Below are 15,301 nucleotides of genomic sequence, written 5' to 3'. Positions count from 1 at the left end.
GCATTCAAGCGACTTCTGCCGGCGGCGGCGCACAAAAAGGCGCTCGCCCGCGTCGCGCGTACATCCGGCAACATCGGCGCCCCGTACCTTGATCCTCAATCCCGTGCATCCGCGGCCATCCATGACGTCGTCCCAGGCCAGTGTCTCCCTCCCTCGTTCCGGCCCCGCCGGGCCGGACGATGATGCCGTCTTGGATGCCGCCTTGGACGTCGACCTGCTGCCGCCGGGGGACGAGGCGGAGGAGGAAGGCGAGGAGGGCGGCGAGCAACGCACGCTCGTGGCCGAGGCCGATGGCCGGCTGGACCGGATTCTGGCCGATGCGGTGCCGGAGCTGTCGCGCACGCGCCTCCAGCAGCTCGTCCGCGCCGGCGCCGTCAGCGTCGGCGACAAGGTCGCGGCGACCCCATCGCTCAAGATTGCGGCCGGCGAGACGATCGCGCTCACCGTGCCGCCGCCGAGCCCGGCCGCTCCCGCCGGTGAAGCGATCCCGCTGACCATCCTCTACGAGGATGCGGAGCTGCTGGTGGTCGACAAGGCCGCCGGCATGGTCGTCCACCCCGCCGCCGGCCACCACACCGGCACCCTGGTGAACGCGCTGATCGCCCACTGCGGCGCCTCGCTTTCCGGCATCGGCGGGGTGCGCCGGCCCGGCATCGTGCATCGGCTCGACAAGGACACCAGCGGCCTGATGGTCGTGGCCAAGACCGACCGGGCGCATGCGGCCCTGTCGCGGCAGTTCGCCGACCATGGCCGGACCGGGCCGCTCGAGCGGGCCTACCTGGCGCTGGTGTGGGGCGGCGTGACCGCCGCCGGGCTTCGCATCGACAAGCCGCTCGCCCGCAGCAGCCGCAACCGCGAAAAAATCGCCGTGGCGCCGGCTGGACAGGGGCGGGAGGCGATCACGCACGTGGAGGTCGCGGGGGCATGGCCGGCGAACCAGGAACCGGTCGTTTCGCTCCTGCGTTGTCAGCTCGAAACGGGCCGGACCCACCAGATCCGCGTGCATCTGGCGTCGGTCGGCCATCCCCTGCTGGGCGACATGCTGTACGGTAGCGGCTTCAAGACCAAGGCGACGCTTCTGCCGGCCGCAGCCCAGGAGCAACTGGCGGCGCTGGGCCGGCAAGCCCTGCATGCGGCGGTGCTGGGCTTTGCCCATCCAACGACGGGCGAGCACCTCTACTTCACGAGCGAGCCGCCTGGCGATCTCGCCGGGCTGATCGAGTCGCTCGATCTCGACGTGAAGGACCTGCCTCATCGCTGATGTGCGCCAGCGCACATCGTGCAGGGGGGCAAGTCTTCATAGTGGCACAACCGCGAGCCGCCTCGCCCGCGACAGGTGGACTGTCGCCCGCGCCGTCCGACGTCAGGGGTCGTTCGGCGCCGGTTCTCACCCGAGCAACGGCCAAGAGCTGCAGGCCCTCATTCGGCCACTTCGGTGCAGCATAAGTAACGAGCGGCTGGCACAACCCGCAGCCGCTCGAGCGCTCGCCTGACAGGGAGCGCGGAAGGAGGTTCACATGGCCGCAGCATCACTGCCGGCGCTTGCCAACGAAGGCGGACTGTCTCGCTACCTCGAGGAGATCCGCAAGTTCCCCATGCTCGAGCCGCAGCAGGAATTCATGCTGGCCAAGCAGTGGCGCGAACATGGCGACCGCGACGCGGCACACAAGCTCGTAACGTCCCACCTCCGTCTCGTCGCGAAAATCGCGATGGGTTATCGCGGCTACGGCCTGCCGATCTCCGAGGTGGTGTCCGAAGGCAACGTCGGCCTGATGCAGGCCGTGCGGCGCTTCGAACCGGATAAGGGCTTCCGCCTTGCCACCTACGCCATGTGGTGGATCAAGGCCGCCATTCAAGAGTACATCCTGAGATCGTGGTCGCTGGTGAAGATGGGCACCACGGCCAATCAGAAGAAGCTGTTCTTCAACCTGCGCAAGGCCAAGGGCCGCATCTCGGCGCTGGAGGAAGGCGATCTCAAGCCGGAGCAGGTCAAGTACATCGCGGAGAAGCTCGGCGTGCCCGAGCAGGACGTGGTGGACATGAACCGCCGGCTCGGCGGCGACGCCTCGCTCAACTCGCCCCTGCGGGCGGGCGGAGAGGGCGACGGCGAGTGGCAGGATTGGCTGGTCGACGACAGCGCCAGCCAGGAATCGCTGCTCGTCGCCGACGAGGAGAGCCAGAACCGGCACAAGGCGCTCGTCGATGCGCTCGGCGTGCTCAACGACCGCGAACGCCGCATCTTCGAGGCGCGGCGCCTGGCGGACGAGCCGATCACCCTGGAAGAGCTCTCCGCGGAGTTCGGCGTGTCGCGCGAGCGGGTGCGCCAGATCGAGGTGCGCGCCTTCGAAAAGGTGCAGGAAGCGGTGAAGAAGGGCGTGGCGCGGCTCGAAGCGCCACGCGCCCGGCCGATGCTGGAGACCTCTCCGTCGGCCTGATCCGTCGATCGAAGGGGTCCTCCGGCTCTGCGTGGAGCCGGAGCCGCTGATCCGCGAGCGGCCGGGTCGAGTTCGGCCATGATGGTGGCGGGGGCAGCGCCTCCACCGCAGCTGCGCCGCGGCCGGGCCTGACTGAGCCCCCCAAGCCAACTCGACCCCCCAAGCCAACTCGACGATCATTCCGCCGGAAAGCTCAATTGCCCTGCCAGGCGTTGAGCGCCTGCGTCACCACGCTGTCGCCGGTCGCGCCCTTCTCCAGGGCCAGCACCGCCCGCCGGCCGTTGGCGTAACGGATCGGGATGTCGATCCACGGCCGCGTGCGGATCAGGTCGAGGTTGCGCTCGATATCCGCCTGCAGGTTCGACAGGCCGACCAGGAACACCGAATCCGTCACCGGCACCGGCAGGCCTGCCAGCGGCACGCCGCGCGCGTTCTCCTCGCCCTTGAACTGCGGCACGCCGACATCGCGAATCACACGGTTGTCGCTGCCGCCGGTCCCGGCCTTGCCGAACGTCATCTCGATGATGTGCGAGGCGGGCAGGGTCGCGTCCGTGTTGCGACGGATGGTGATCGCCAGCGTCACACCCGCCTCGGGCACCTGGACGTCGGCCCGGATCACCGTCTCGAGCGGCTGGCCTTGGCCCGGACTGGCGGAGTCCAGCCGCCAGACCACCTTGCCCTGCAGCACGATCGGATTCTGCGGATTGTCGGGTGTTTCCTCGTAGAGGATAGCGCGCTGCGCGCCGGCGACCGGCTGGGCCGGCGTGGGCGGCGCCTGCCGCTGCGGGGCCCCCGGCGCCGCCGGCTCGCCGATGCGCTCGTTGTACTTGTGCTCGCCGTCGGCCGGCGGGGCGGTGGTTTCCGGCGAGGCGGCCTGTCGCTCGGGCTGGTTGACCTTGTTGAGCCAGTAGGCCGCGCCGGCCATCGCCGCGATCGTCACCGCCAGCACGCCGCCGACCACCAGGGTCCGTCTGCTCTTGCCCTCGCCGGACTGCCGCGACGGCGCAATCCGCGGCCGCCGCACACCGGCGTCGACGGCACCGTCGCGGGAGACGGCGAGATCGCTCGCATCGGTATCGCCATCGTCGCCAGGGACGACATTGCCGTCCGCGTCGTCGGCAGGCGGCTCCGGCCGCCGGGCGCCGATGGACGGCCGGGCCGTCGACTGCGGGAAGGCCGGGCGCGGCGGAAAGGTGGGGGGCGGCGGGAAGGCTGGAGGCGGGGGGGGCTGCGGGGTCGCGGGCGCCGGCTCGGTCGCGGCGGCCGGAGGCGGCGCCGCAGGGGCGGCGGGGGTTGCCGGCCGCTCTAGCTCGGCGGCCCGGTATTCATCCTCGACGCGGTCGATCACCTCCTCGAGCGTAATCATCTCCCGCGCGACGTCGTCGTCGGGCAGCGGCGGCTCGAGCGCACGGAGCTGCCGGAGCAGGACGTCCCTCGCCCGCTCGTAGACCGCTTCGCGCGTCTTCGGGTTGTTGTCTGGCAACCCGCCGACGGCACGCACCAACAGAGGATAAAAGTCCGCCATGCCCGCTGGAATCGCCCCCGCCCTGTTTATTGTCAACCTTCGAACGGATTGTGCACCAGGATGGTATCGTCGCGTTCGGGGCTTGTTGACAAGAGTGCAACAGGCGCCCCGATCAACTCCTCGATACGACGGACGTATTTGATCGCCTGCGCGGGCAGCTGCGCCCACGAGCGGGCGCCGGCGGTGGAGCCCGACCAGCCTTCGATCGTCTCGTAAATCGGCTCCACGTGCGCCTGAGCCGCCTGGCTCGCCGGAAAGTGGTCGAGCGTGCGGCCATCGAGCCGGTAGCCGACACAGACCTTGATCTCCTCGAAGCCGTCGAGGATGTCGAGCTTGGTGAGGGCGATGCCGTCGATACCGGAAGTCCGCACCGTCTGCCGCACGAGCACCGCATCGAACCAGCCGCAACGGCGCTTGCGCCCGGTATTGACGCCGAACTCCTTGCCCTTGCGGCCGAGCGTCTCGCCGATCTCGTCGTGCAGCTCGGTCGGGAACGGGCCGCCGCCGACGCGCGTGGTGTAGGCCTTGGCGATGCCGAGCACGTAGCCGATCGCCGAGGGGCCGAGGCCGGAGCCGGTGGCCGCCTGGGCGGCGACGATGTTGGAGGAGGTGACGAACGGGTAGGTGCCGTGGTCGATGTCGAGCAGCGCGCCCTGGGCGCCCTCGAACAGAATGCGCCGCCCGTCGCGCCTCAGACCGTCGAGCAGCGACCACACCGTATCCACGTAGGGCAGCACGGCCGGCGCGATCTCGGTCAGCGCCGCGATCAGGTCCGCCGCCCAGACCTCCTCGATGCCGAGGCCGCGCCGCAGCGCATTGTGGTGGGTGAGCAGCCGCTCCACCTTGTCGGGCAGCGTCTCGGCGTCCGCCAGGTCGATCACCCGGATGGCGCGGCGGCCGACCTTGTCCTCGTAGGCCGGGCCGATGCCGCGCTTGGTCGTGCCGATCTTGAGCCCGGAATTCGACGTCTCGCGGAAATGGTCGAGCTCGCGGTGCAGCGGCAGGATCAGCGTCGCATTGTCGGCGATCTTCAGCGTGTCCGGGCCGATGGCGACGCCCTGGGCCCGCAGCTTGTCGATCTCCTCGATCAGATGCCAGGGATCGACGACGACGCCGTTGCCGATCACCGACAGCTTGCCGGGCCGCACGATCCCCGACGGCAGCAGCGCCAGCTTATAGGTGGTGCCGTCGATCACCAGGGTGTGGCCAGCGTTGTGCCCGCCCTGGAAGCGCACCACCACGTCGGCCTGCTCCGACAGCCAGTCGACGATCTTGCCCTTGCCTTCGTCGCCCCACTGGGCGCCGACCACCACGACGTTCGTCATCGTGCCTCTAGCGCGACGTCCGCCCCGACGGAATCGGAGCCGCCGCCCTATCCCTCTGCTCGAGAGCATGTCCGATCAGATGAGGTCATCTGATCGGATAGAAATGCTCCAACCTCTTGTCCCGGCGTCGGGTCCGATGCCGTAGACCCCTGACAACGAAAAACCCCGGCCACAAGGCCGGGGTCCTTGCAGCCCGTCATCGGCCATTAGCTCCGCAACGTCAAGCGCGGCGTCGGCGATCGTCGTGCATCGGAGCGAAAGCGGGCACCGATTCCGGGGCTCGTCCGATGACGGATCAGAGCAGCGGGCTGCGGCCGCCCCAGGCAGCCCGCACCGGGGCGGTATGCCCAAAGTTTACTGCCGCCTGCCTAAGCAATGGGCTAAAGCCGTGCGCATGTCATCCCCGGCCCTCAGGACGTCTCGGATCGGCCGCCTGCGCGGCTTCGAGAGCAATGCCTACGTGCTGCTCACGCTCACCGCGCTGATGTGGGCGGGCAACGCCGCCGCCAGCCGGCTGGCGCCGGGCCAGCTCTCGCCGATGGTGATCACCACGCTGCGCTGGGCCATCGTGCTCGTCGTCCTCGCCATCACCTCCCGCCGGACGATCGCCGCCGAATGGCGCCAGGTGCTGCCCCGGTGGCCGCTGGTGCTGGCGCTCGGCGGCTTCGGCTATACCGCCTTCAACGCGCTCTTCTACGCCGCCGGGCACTACACCACCGCGGTCAATCTCACCCTGTTCCAGGCCGGCATGCCGGTCATCGTGCTGGTCGGCAGCTTCCTCGTCTTCCGCACGCCGATCACGCGCATGCAGGTCGTCGGGGTGCTGACGACCGTGATCGGCGTCGTCCTCGCCTCGACGCACGGGGACCTCTCCGTCCTCGCCACCTTCGCCTTCAACTTCGGCGACGGGCTGATGCTCATCGCCTGCCTGTTCTATTCCGGCTACACGGTGGCCCTGTCGGCGCGGCCCAAGGTCTCGGCCATCGTGCTGTTCGCCGCCATGGCAGCGGCGGCCTTCGCGACATCGCTGCCGCTGCTCGCCTACGAGGTCGCCCAGGGCGCGGCAAAATGGCCGTCGAGCACCGCCGGCGTCGCCCTGATCGTCTACATCGGGCTGTTTCCGTCGCTCATCTCGCAGCTCTTCTTCATACGCGGGGTCGAGCTGATCGGCGCCAACCGGGCCGGCGTGTTCATGAACCTGGTGCCGATCTTCGGGGCGCTGCTTGGGGTGCTGGTGCTGGGCGAGCGCTTCGGCCTGGTGGAAGCGTCAGCGCTGGCGCTGGTGCTCGGCGGCATCTACGTCGCCGAGCGCCTCGGCCGCCCGCCCGGGCGCCGAGCCTGACGGCTAGAGCGCGTCAGTCGAGCCGCAGCCGCATGGCCGCTTCGAGCTCGGGCGTCGCTTTGCCCAGCTTGAAGCTGCCGCTGGCCCGCATCACCGGCTCGTCGTCGGCCGTCACGATACACCGGGCGAAGAGGAAGCCGTCCGCCACCTTGACGATGTCGGTACGGCCGGCCAGCCACGCGCCGCGCGGTGCGGCGCCGAGGAAATCGCCGGCGAGGCCGACCGTCGGCTGGAACCCGGCAAGGCCGCCCTGGTGCTTGGCGGCAATCGCCATCTGAATGTCGGCGAAGGTGAGCAGCATGCCGCCGTGGCAGACGCCGGCGACGTTGCAATGCTTGGGCTCGATCCGGAAGCCGAGGCTGAGATAGCCGTCCTTGATCCTGACGTGGAACGGCCCGGTCAGGGCCAGGAAATCATGGCCGTTACCGATCCTGAACGGCACGAAGCCGAGAGGTGGAGCGTGACGGGAATCGTCGTCGGAAGCCAGAACCGCGGACATTGCCCGGCCGATACCTGCGGCGCGGGCGCCGGTCAACTCACCCGCTTCACGGTGAAGCCCGCCCGGGGGAAGTGGACGGTGACCTCGCCGACGTGGCCCTCGCGCCGCCGGATGGCCACGTGCCGGGGCGAGGCGGAGACCAGCTCCCCTTCGATCGGATCGCGGCCATAATCGTCGGCCGCGACGGTGATCCGGTCGCCGACGGCGAGGCCATTCGGCTCGCCCTGGCAGCCTGCCCGCTCGATGGACGTGGCCTGTCGCGCCACGGCCAGCGCCTCCTCGCGGGTGATCTTGTGCCGGGTGCCGTGGCCGATGGCCTTGACCCGCTCTTCCCAGGCCAGGACGCGGGTAAAGCCGTCGAGACTGCGGCCGCACGCTTCGGGTCCCCAGCGCAGGAAGGCGAGGTTGTGGTAGACGCTGGCGTCGGCGAGCCCCGGCTCGGCGCCGGTCAGGAACGGGCGCCCATCGGCGAGCTGCGCCTCCACCAGATCCCAATGGGCGCGGAGCTGCTCGGTCATGGCCGGCACGGCGCGCCGCATGGCCTCGGCATCGAAGCGGCCGGACAGCTTTTCGCGGTCCTTCACGAAGGCCTCGTCGATCTCCGCGCCGTCGCCGAAGCGGATGACCACGATCGCGTTGAACACCGCCTTGTCCGACCAGGCGGCGAGCGCATAGGCGAGCCCGCGGTCACCGGCGGGAAACAAGGTCGGCGAGGGATGGCGCCGCTCGAGCTCGCGGATGATCAGAGCGCTGTCGCAATAGATGTCGGCGCCGATCTGCATCACCGGGATGCGGCGGTAGCCGCCGGTGAGCGCCACCAGCTCCGGCTTCGGCATGATCACCGGCTGGCGGCACGCGTGCCATTCGAGCCCCTTGATGCCCAACACCACCCGCACCTTCTCGGAAAACGGGGAGATGTCGTACTGGTGCAGGATGATGCTGTCGCGGCTCAAGGCCATGGCCGTCGCCTCCCGTTGTTGTCCTTCGCTTTTCGGTCCGAGTGGGCCGAATGCCAAGCAGGGATGGGGTCCAACCGCCTCAACGCGAGCTAGATGGCCGCCCGCAGCGCGAGGGTGCGCCGCAGCGCCGTCAGGACACTCCGCCGCCGGAGGGCAGCACCACGACGCGGGTGCCGAGCGGCGTGCCGTTGTAGAGGTTGATGACGTCCTGGTTGAGCATGCGGATGCAGCCGCTCGACAGCGACTGGCCGATGGTCCACGGCTCGTTGGTGCCGTGAATGCGATAGAGCGTGTCGCGGCCGTTCTGGTAGAGGTACATGGCGCGAGCGCCGAGCGGATTGTCGGGCCCGCCCGGCATGCCCTTGGCCCAGGGCGCGGCCTTGGGGTCGCGCGCCACCATCTCGCGCGGCGGCGTCCACACCGGCCAGACCGCCTTGCGCTGGATCGTGGCGGCGCCGTTCCAGGCGAAGCCCTCGCGCCCGACGCCGACGCCGTAGCGGATGGCGCGCCCGCCGGCCCGCACGAGATAGAGGTAATGGCGGCCGGGATCGATGACGATGGTGCCGGGCTGCTCCGACGTGGGATAGGCCACCTCGCGCCGCAGGAACGCCGGATCGATCTGGCTGAGATCGACGGCCGCGATCGGGAATCGGTCGTCGTCGATCGCCGCGTACATGGACGTGTAATAGGGATCGATGACGGGGATGGACGCGGTCATGTCCGGCGCGCCCATGCGGTCGGTGCAGGCGGCGAGCGCCAGCGGCGTTCCGGCGATGAAGAGGCGGCGGGTGAGCATCTGAGGGCCTCGGCAACGGTCCGGGCCATGCTGGCGCACAACCCTTTACGAATCGTCTCCCGACGTCTGCACCGGAGCGGAGCAGTCGGCCGGGCGCGAAGGCGGCCGCGATAGCGGCCCAATGCGGCGAGATCGGGATCGGCCGCGGTGAGGCTTTCTCTGCCCGCCTGACCTAACGGAAACGCAGCGCCTCAGGTTCCCTCGCGGATGTCCGGGGCAGCCGGGGGCATCGACTGCCGCGTTACCTATAGGACACGGGCGCGACCACTGCCGGTCGACGGCGGCTCTAAGCCCTGAGCTTACGCCGTGCACGTACGCGCCAGTCATACCTCCCCTTGCGCCTCAAGCCGCCTCGCGCTTCAGGAGCGCCGACTTGCGCTCGGCGCCCCAACGATAGCCCGACAGGGCGCCGTCGGTGCGAATGACGCGGTGGCAGGGGATGGCGACCGCGAGCGGGTTGGCCGCGCAGGCGCCGGCGACGGCGCGCACCGCCTTGGGCGAGCCGATCGCCTTGGCGATCTCCGCATAGGTCGTCGTCGCCCCGGCCGGCACGCGGCGCAGCGCGTCCCAGACGCGCTTCTGAAAGGCGGTGCCGCGCATGTCGAGGGGCAGGTCGAGGCCGAGCGCCGGGGCCTCGACGAAGCCGACGACCTGGGCGACCATCGCCTCGAACGCCGCGTCGCCGCCGATGAAGTTGGCGCGGGGGAAGCGATCCTGCAGGTCGCGCACCAGATCGTCCGGCTCGTCGCCGAGCAGGATGGCGCACACGCCGGCCGCGGTGGCGGCCACGAGAATCGAGCCGAGCGAGCATTCGCCCACGGCAAAGCGGATCTCTTCGCCCACCCCGCCGGCGCGGAAGCGGGTCGGCGTCATGCCGAGCATGGCCGACGAGCTTGCATAGAAGCGGCCGTTGGAGTTGAAGCCGGCGTCGTAGATCGCCTCGGTGACGGTGGCGCTGGCCGGCAGCGCCGCCCGCACCCGGTCGGCCCGCTGGGCGGCCGCATAGGCTTTCGGCGTCACGCCGGTGACCGCCTTGAACACGCGATGGAAATGGAAGCGGCTCATGCCCACGGCCGCGGCCAGCCGGTCGAGCACCGGCTCCTCCTCGGCCTCGGCGATGATGCGGCAGGCCTTGGCGACCGCGTCCGCCTGCCGCTCGGCCCGCGCCGGCTCGTTCGGGCGGCAGCGCTTGCAGGGCCGGAATCCCGCCCGCTCCGCCGCCTCGCAGGTGCGGTGGAAGGCGACGTTCTCGCGCCGCGCCAGCCGCGCCGCGCAGGACGGCCGGCAATACACGCCGGTGGTCCTCACCGAATAGAAGAACAGCTCGTCGGCGGCCGCGTTGCGCTCGACCACGGCCGCCCAGCGGTCGTCGTCGGTGGAGAAGGACTGTCGAGGCCGCTCCATGGTCGTGATCGATGCCGAAGGCATGGCGGTGCTCCTCGCGTCATATGGGAGCCAGCCACGCACCGTGCGAGCAAGGCGGCTCACGTGGCGACGACGATGGAGCAAGACTGCCGTCGGCGCACCCCGCCCCTTGCTCGGGAATTGGGACCGGCCGCGTCAGCGCAGTCCGAGGCCACGGGCGATCATGCCGCGGAGGATCTCGCGGGTGCCGCCGCGTAGCGAGAACGAGGGGGCGTTGAGCACGGTGTGGGCGAGCACGGCCACCACGTCGCGGGTCGATTGCGTGTCCGGCTCCATCTCGATCAGGCCGCGGGCGATCTCGGGGATCTCCTGCTCGATCAGCGCGCCCAGGTCCTTCACGACCGCGGCCTGGACGGCCGGATCGGCGCCCGCCTGCAGCATCCCGGCGACCGAGCGCGACAGGCGCCTCAGCGTGATGAAGTGGGCGACCAGGCGGCCGATGGCGATCTTGGCGTGCTCCGAGGGGTTCGGCCCCAGCGCCCGCAGCAGCTCCACCACCAGCGTGAACGACGACAGGAAGCGCTCCGGGCCGCTGCGCTCCAGCGCCAGCTCGCTGGTCACCTGCGCCCAGCCGTCGCCGAGCCCGCCGAGCACCGCATCGTCGGGCAGGAAGGTATCCTTGAACACCACCTCGTTGAAGTGGTGCTGGCCGGCGATGTCGATGATCGGGTTGATCTCGACGTCGGCCGCCTTCAGGTCGACCAGAAACTGGCTGAGGCCGGCGTGGCGGTTGGCCGTCACCTCGCCGGTGCGGCAGAGCAGGATCATGTAGTGGGCGCGGTGGGCGTTGGTGGTCCACACCTTGGTGCCGTTGACCACGAAGCCGCCCTGCACCTTGGTGGCTTTGGTGCGCACCGAGGCGAGGTCGGAGCCGCTGTCGGGCTCGCTCATGCCGATGCAGAAGAAGCATTCGCCGGCAGCGATGCGCGGCAGCACCTCGTCCTTCTGCTTGTCGGTGCCGACCTTCATGATCAGCGGGCCGCTCTGGCGGTCGGCGATCCAATGGGCGCCGACGGGCGCGCCGGCGGCCAGCATCTCCTCCAGCACCACGTAGCGCTCGAGCGCCGTGCGCTCGTGGCCGCCGTAGCGCTTGGGCCACGTCATGGCGACCCAGCCGCGCTCGCCCATCTTGCGGCTGAAGTCGGCGTCGAAGCCGTTCCACGAATCGGCGCGCTGGAACGGTGGCCTCTCGGCCAGCTCGGTGGCGAGGAACGCGCGGACCTCGGCGCGCACGCGCTCGGCGGCCTCGGAGGCGGGCGGCGGGGCGAAGCTGACGGCATCCATGCTGATGCTCCCTGAAGCTCGAAGAGGGGGCGGGCGGCTCAGGCGGCGGCGGTGATCAGCGCCCAGAGCCGGTCGGCCCCAGCCGCCACGGCGCGCTCGCCCAGGCGCTTCTGCCAGAAGGCGTCATTGCCGAACTCGTCGCGCCAGGACCACAGCCTCTGCGTCGAATGATGCAGCGCGTGCTCGCGGGTGAAGCCGATGGCGCCGTGCACCTGGTGGGCGATGTTGCAGGCGATGCTGGCCGCCTCGCCGGCGCGGGCCTTGGCGGCGCCGATGGCGAGCGAGGCGAGGTCGCGCCCCGCCGCCTCGATGGCGCCGTCGGCGGCCGAGGTCGCCGCCGCCGCTTGGGTGGCGATGATGGCCAGGTTCTGCTGGATCACCTGCAGCTTGGCCAGCGGCTTGCCGAACTGCACCCGATCCTGGGCGTACTGGACGCTGAGCGCCAGCACGGTCTGGAGCGCCCCGGCCATCTGGGCGCTGCGCGCCGCCGCCCCCAGCGCCCAGGCGTCGTCGCGGCTGACCGGCGCGGCCGCCGCCACCTCGACCGGCGCCCCGTCGAAGGCGACGTCGTCGCGCGGCTCGCCGGCCAGGTTGGCGGCCGGCGAAAGAACGCAGCCGGCCGGCTTCACCAGGGCGAGCACCGGGCCCTCGGCGCCCTCGGCGATGACCACGATGCCGCCGCTCGCCGCTCGTGCCCACGGCACGCGCGCCACGCGGCCCGTGAGCCGCGGCCCCGCCGCGCCGTCGCTGAAGCGGACCTCTTCACCCGCGCGGGGCACGGCGAGGGTGAGCGGCTCGTCCGGCACGGCAATGCCCGCCCGGCCCAGTAGCCAGCCGGCGAGCAGCGTTTCCGCCAGCGGCGCGGGCGCCGCATGGCGGCCGGCGGGAACCAGCAGGGCGAGCGCATCGGCGAGATCGGCGCCGCTGCCGCCGGCATCCTCCGCCACCGCCGCCTTGGTGAGGCCGGCATCGACCATCGCCGCCCAGAATTCCGCCGACAGCGTCCCGGTCGCCGCAGCCTCGCGCAGCAGCGCCGGCGTGCAATGATCCCGCAACAGCCGCTCGGCCGTCTCCACGAACATGTCGCGCATCTCGCTCATCGATCATCCCAAAGAGCTTCAGACCACCGGGGGAGCGCCTTCGCACGCCACGCACGACCGCGTGTCAGGCAACCGCCGGATGACCTATCACCGCTTTGCTTCAAGTCTCAAGTCCTCCCCATCGCCCGCTCGCGATCTGCGTGCAGTAGATACCGATTGACAGATTTATCTACCGTTCGGTAGCTTAGTCCGCGAGGCTCGGATCAAGCCTCGCCGGCCTGGAGCGCTCGGCGGTTGGGTGGACTCGCCCGATCGCAAGAGAAGCGCTCCAGATTCAAAGAGTTGGAGCAGTCTCCGCAATTGGATTGGTCTCATCCAGTTGCGGAATGCTCTAGCCCTCATGCTTGAGCTACCCCCGTGCATATCTTGAGCAGCGGCAGACATTTCGGAGCTGATCGACGTGAAGCATACCAGGAGCCTACGCATCGCCATCATCGGGGCCGGCGCCTCTGGCGTAATGGCTTATATAAAGCTCCGCGAGAATGGCCACCGGGACGTCACCATCTTTGACAAAGGCCCGGATTTTGGCGGGACTTGGCGCGACAACACCTATCCTGGTCTTGCCTGCGATGTGCCATCGCATTTATACCGCTATTCGTTTGAACCCTATGCTGAGTGGACGCGCGTATGTTCCTCCGGCCCCGAAATCCTCTCCTACCTGAAAAGCGTGGCCCTCAAGCACGACGTAGGCTCGAGGACGGAGTTTCGGACCGACGTGCTGAAGGCCGAATTCGTCGATGGCCGGTGGCGGCTGCACACGAATAGAGGCCCACGCGGCCCGTTCGACGCCGTCGTCTCGGCGGCCGGCATTCTGCGATTTCCGACATTCCCCAGCATACCCGGCCTCGAAAGCTTCGAAGGACCGAGATTCCACGCCGCAAGATGGGATCATTCGGTGCCTCTGAAGGGCCGAAAAGTGGGCGTCGTCGGGACGGGATCCACCGCCATTCAGATTGTCGCGGCGATCGTGGACGAGGTCGCTGAGCTGGCCATGTTCCAGCGGACCGCGCAGTGGATCCTTCCTTTGCCCAACAAAGACATTCCGGAGGAGACCAAAGAGAGGTACCGGCGCGACCCCAGCGCTCTCGATGCAGAGTATGCCAGGCTGGCGGACGCCTTCAACAGCCGCTTCGCCGCGGCCGTCGTGGGCGACAACCCAGCCGCCTACGCGCATATCTCGAGGCAGTGTCGAGACCATCTCAACTCGGTGCGCGATCCCGAGCTGCGCAGGAAGCTCACGCCGGACTACCAGGTGGGATGCAAACGCTTGATCATGTCGGACAACTTCTACGACGCCATACAGCGGCCGAACGCGACACTGGTCGCAGACCGGATAGAAGCCATCGAGCCGACCGGCGTTCGCACCGGGGATGGCATGCTTCACAGCCTCGACATTCTGGTGCTTGCCACGGGGTATGATGCACATAGCTTCCTTGCCCCCATGGACGTTCGGGGCCGGAACGGCCTGCGCCTCGATGAAGCCTGGGCAGGGGCCGCCGAAGCCTACTTGGGCGTCACCATCCCGAACTTCCCAAATTGGTTCATGATCGGCGGCCCGAACAGTCCTATCGGGAATTTCTCATTCATCATGACAGCGGAGCAGCAATTCGGCTATGCTCTAACCTTGATTGATCGCTTGGCAACAGACTTGAAGGAGATCTCTCCAAGAGTCGACGCGACAAAAAGATTTAATGACGCCATCAAAGCGAAGATGCCGGATACCGTTTGGGTCAGCGGCTGCAAGAACTGGTATATGGATCGCAACGGAAACGTTGCGTCTTGGCCCTGGAACTACGAAAAGTTCGTGGCCGACATGAGCGAACCTAACTTTGGGGACTTCGATGTGGTTACGATCGACAGCGCAGCCTGGGCCGTGTCGACCTCGCCCGACTCCGTCGAGATCGGCCTTGAACCGGCGCGCGATGATGCGAAATCGCTGGTCAGCGAGCGGGTTCGCGCCTCTTCCTTGTCCGCGGAACGGCCTTAGGCGACGGCCGTGTCGGGCTCGCGCCGGCAAGCTTCAGCGCAAGCTCGGCCATCTCGTCACACAGCTCGGCCGGCGACAGACGGCCGCTTGGCGAATACCATCGATGGGACCAGCGGACCATGCCGCTCAAGGCCAACGATGTAACGGCCGGATCTCGAATATCGAACTCGCCGCAAGCGACGCCGTCTTCAAGCAGGCGCGTCAACTTGCTGTCAAAATCCCTTTGGGTCTTTCTGATATCCGCGATTTTCTCTGGACTTAGGCTCTTCTCTTCCTGGAGAAGAATCGAGCTGAAAGTACGCTGCTTTATGTTTTTCTCGACGTAGACGCGCGTGAATTGAACGAGACGCGTCGTCGGGCTGCCCTCCCTGCTCTCGAGCGCATGAACAACGTCGTTGTAAAGATCTCTATAGACGACGTCGAACAATTCTTCGAGAACGGCATACTTATTCTTGAAGTAGGTATATACAAAAGGTTTTGTCACTTTCAGCGACGAAGCGATGTCGTCAAGCGTCGTCTTCTGAAAGCCCTTCTCGTTGAAGAGCCTGGCTGCCGTATCGATAATGAGGCGCCGCTTGTAGGCCCGTACGGTTTCCTTCGCGTCCACAGTAGCTTCCATTCGTG

General features: G+C 68.5%; 13 protein-coding genes. 4 read left to right on the top strand and 9 right to left on the bottom strand.

Features of this window, described 5'->3' with window-relative positions; all coding sequences use genetic code 11:
- The first annotated feature begins 190 nt into the window (after window positions 1–190).
- Both ACZ5PO_RS09635 and rpoH read left to right on the top strand, forming a co-directional pair.
- Window positions 191–1,261: an RluA family pseudouridine synthase gene (locus ACZ5PO_RS09635; protein ID WP_464192719.1), complete on the top strand. Its 1,071-nt coding sequence runs from the start codon at window positions 191–193 to the stop codon at window positions 1,259–1,261.
- 256 nt (window positions 1,262–1,517) lie between these two features.
- The gene (gene rpoH, locus ACZ5PO_RS09630; protein WP_464192717.1) at window positions 1,518–2,435 is read left to right on the top strand and encodes an RNA polymerase sigma factor RpoH; all 918 of its coding nucleotides are present in this window, start codon (window positions 1,518–1,520) and stop codon (window positions 2,433–2,435) included.
- A gap of 193 nt (window positions 2,436–2,628) precedes the next feature.
- Here rpoH and ACZ5PO_RS09625 read toward each other — a convergent pair whose 3' ends face one another.
- Both ACZ5PO_RS09625 and ACZ5PO_RS09620 read right to left on the bottom strand, forming a co-directional pair.
- Window positions 2,629–3,960, bottom strand: a complete 1,332-nt coding sequence (locus tag ACZ5PO_RS09625) for a histidine kinase (RefSeq protein WP_464192714.1) — start codon at window positions 3,958–3,960, stop codon at window positions 2,629–2,631.
- A gap of 32 nt (window positions 3,961–3,992) precedes the next feature.
- Window positions 3,993–5,285 carry an adenylosuccinate synthase gene (locus tag ACZ5PO_RS09620; RefSeq protein WP_464192713.1) on the bottom strand — a complete coding sequence of 431 codons (1,293 nt, stop codon included), beginning with the start codon at window positions 5,283–5,285 and terminating at the stop codon, window positions 3,993–3,995.
- A 394-nt stretch (window positions 5,286–5,679) separates the two neighbouring features.
- On the opposite strand from ACZ5PO_RS09620, the gene ACZ5PO_RS09615 reads away from it, so the two are divergent.
- Window positions 5,680–6,627, top strand: coding sequence for a DMT family transporter (locus ACZ5PO_RS09615; protein ID WP_464196778.1), 948 nt, complete (start codon window positions 5,680–5,682; stop codon window positions 6,625–6,627).
- 13 nt (window positions 6,628–6,640) lie between these two features.
- Here ACZ5PO_RS09615 and ACZ5PO_RS09610 read toward each other — a convergent pair whose 3' ends face one another.
- The 6 genes from ACZ5PO_RS09610 to ACZ5PO_RS09585 form a co-directional block, all read right to left on the bottom strand.
- Window positions 6,641–7,126 carry a PaaI family thioesterase gene (locus ACZ5PO_RS09610; protein ID WP_464192711.1) on the bottom strand — a complete coding sequence of 162 codons (486 nt, stop codon included), beginning with the start codon at window positions 7,124–7,126 and terminating at the stop codon, window positions 6,641–6,643.
- Window positions 7,127–7,158: 32 nt separating this feature from the next.
- On the bottom strand, window positions 7,159–8,085 hold the full coding sequence (locus ACZ5PO_RS09605; RefSeq protein WP_464192709.1) for a glutathione S-transferase family protein: 927 nt from the start codon (window positions 8,083–8,085) through the stop codon (window positions 7,159–7,161).
- A gap of 130 nt (window positions 8,086–8,215) precedes the next feature.
- Window positions 8,216–8,881 (bottom strand): L,D-transpeptidase, encoded by a 666-nt coding sequence (locus ACZ5PO_RS09600; protein WP_464192706.1) that lies wholly within the window; start codon window positions 8,879–8,881, stop codon window positions 8,216–8,218.
- A 342-nt stretch (window positions 8,882–9,223) separates the two neighbouring features.
- Window positions 9,224–10,309: a bifunctional DNA-binding transcriptional regulator/O6-methylguanine-DNA methyltransferase Ada gene (gene ada / locus ACZ5PO_RS09595; protein WP_464192704.1), complete on the bottom strand. Its 1,086-nt coding sequence runs from the start codon at window positions 10,307–10,309 to the stop codon at window positions 9,224–9,226.
- Window positions 10,310–10,441: 132 nt separating this feature from the next.
- Entirely contained in the window at window positions 10,442–11,590 is a 1,149-nt protein-coding gene (locus tag ACZ5PO_RS09590) for an acyl-CoA dehydrogenase family protein (protein ID WP_464192702.1), read from the bottom strand.
- A gap of 38 nt (window positions 11,591–11,628) precedes the next feature.
- Window positions 11,629–12,690: an acyl-CoA dehydrogenase family protein gene (locus tag ACZ5PO_RS09585; protein WP_464192699.1), complete on the bottom strand. Its 1,062-nt coding sequence runs from the start codon at window positions 12,688–12,690 to the stop codon at window positions 11,629–11,631.
- 400 nt (window positions 12,691–13,090) lie between these two features.
- On the opposite strand from ACZ5PO_RS09585, the gene ACZ5PO_RS09580 reads away from it, so the two are divergent.
- The gene (locus ACZ5PO_RS09580; protein WP_464192697.1) at window positions 13,091–14,677 is read left to right on the top strand and encodes a flavin-containing monooxygenase; all 1,587 of its coding nucleotides are present in this window, start codon (window positions 13,091–13,093) and stop codon (window positions 14,675–14,677) included.
- On the opposite strand, the gene ACZ5PO_RS09575 is transcribed toward ACZ5PO_RS09580, so the two are convergent.
- Window positions 14,631–15,284, bottom strand: a complete 654-nt coding sequence (locus ACZ5PO_RS09575; protein WP_464192694.1) for a TetR/AcrR family transcriptional regulator — start codon at window positions 15,282–15,284, stop codon at window positions 14,631–14,633. The two genes, ACZ5PO_RS09580 and ACZ5PO_RS09575, sit on opposite strands and share 47 nt — an antisense overlap.
- Between the last annotated feature and the right edge of the window lie 17 nt (window positions 15,285–15,301).

The organism is Chelatococcus sp. KU-N122, assembly GCF_055391085.1.
This window is presented reverse-complemented; position numbering and strand designations above follow the sequence as displayed.

Excerpts from the sequence above, each read along its gene's own strand:
- rpoH (WP_464192717.1), top strand. The coding sequence starts at position 1,518 with ATGGCCGCAGCATCACTGCCGGCGCTTGCCAACGAAGGCGGACTGTCT.
- ACZ5PO_RS09625 (WP_464192714.1), bottom strand. The coding sequence starts at position 3,960 with ATGGCGGACTTTTATCCTCTGTTGGTGCGTGCCGTCGGCGGGTTGCCA.
- ACZ5PO_RS09620 (WP_464192713.1), bottom strand. The coding sequence starts at position 5,285 with ATGACGAACGTCGTGGTGGTCGGCGCCCAGTGGGGCGACGAAGGCAAG.
- ACZ5PO_RS09615 (WP_464196778.1), top strand. The coding sequence starts at position 5,680 with ATGTCATCCCCGGCCCTCAGGACGTCTCGGATCGGCCGCCTGCGCGGC.
- ACZ5PO_RS09610 (WP_464192711.1), bottom strand. The coding sequence starts at position 7,126 with ATGTCCGCGGTTCTGGCTTCCGACGACGATTCCCGTCACGCTCCACCT.
- ACZ5PO_RS09605 (WP_464192709.1), bottom strand. The coding sequence starts at position 8,085 with ATGGCCTTGAGCCGCGACAGCATCATCCTGCACCAGTACGACATCTCC.
- ACZ5PO_RS09600 (WP_464192706.1), bottom strand. The coding sequence starts at position 8,881 with ATGCTCACCCGCCGCCTCTTCATCGCCGGAACGCCGCTGGCGCTCGCC.
- ada (WP_464192704.1), bottom strand. The coding sequence starts at position 10,309 with ATGCCTTCGGCATCGATCACGACCATGGAGCGGCCTCGACAGTCCTTC.
- ACZ5PO_RS09590 (WP_464192702.1), bottom strand. The coding sequence starts at position 11,590 with ATGGATGCCGTCAGCTTCGCCCCGCCGCCCGCCTCCGAGGCCGCCGAG.
- ACZ5PO_RS09585 (WP_464192699.1), bottom strand. The coding sequence starts at position 12,690 with ATGAGCGAGATGCGCGACATGTTCGTGGAGACGGCCGAGCGGCTGTTG.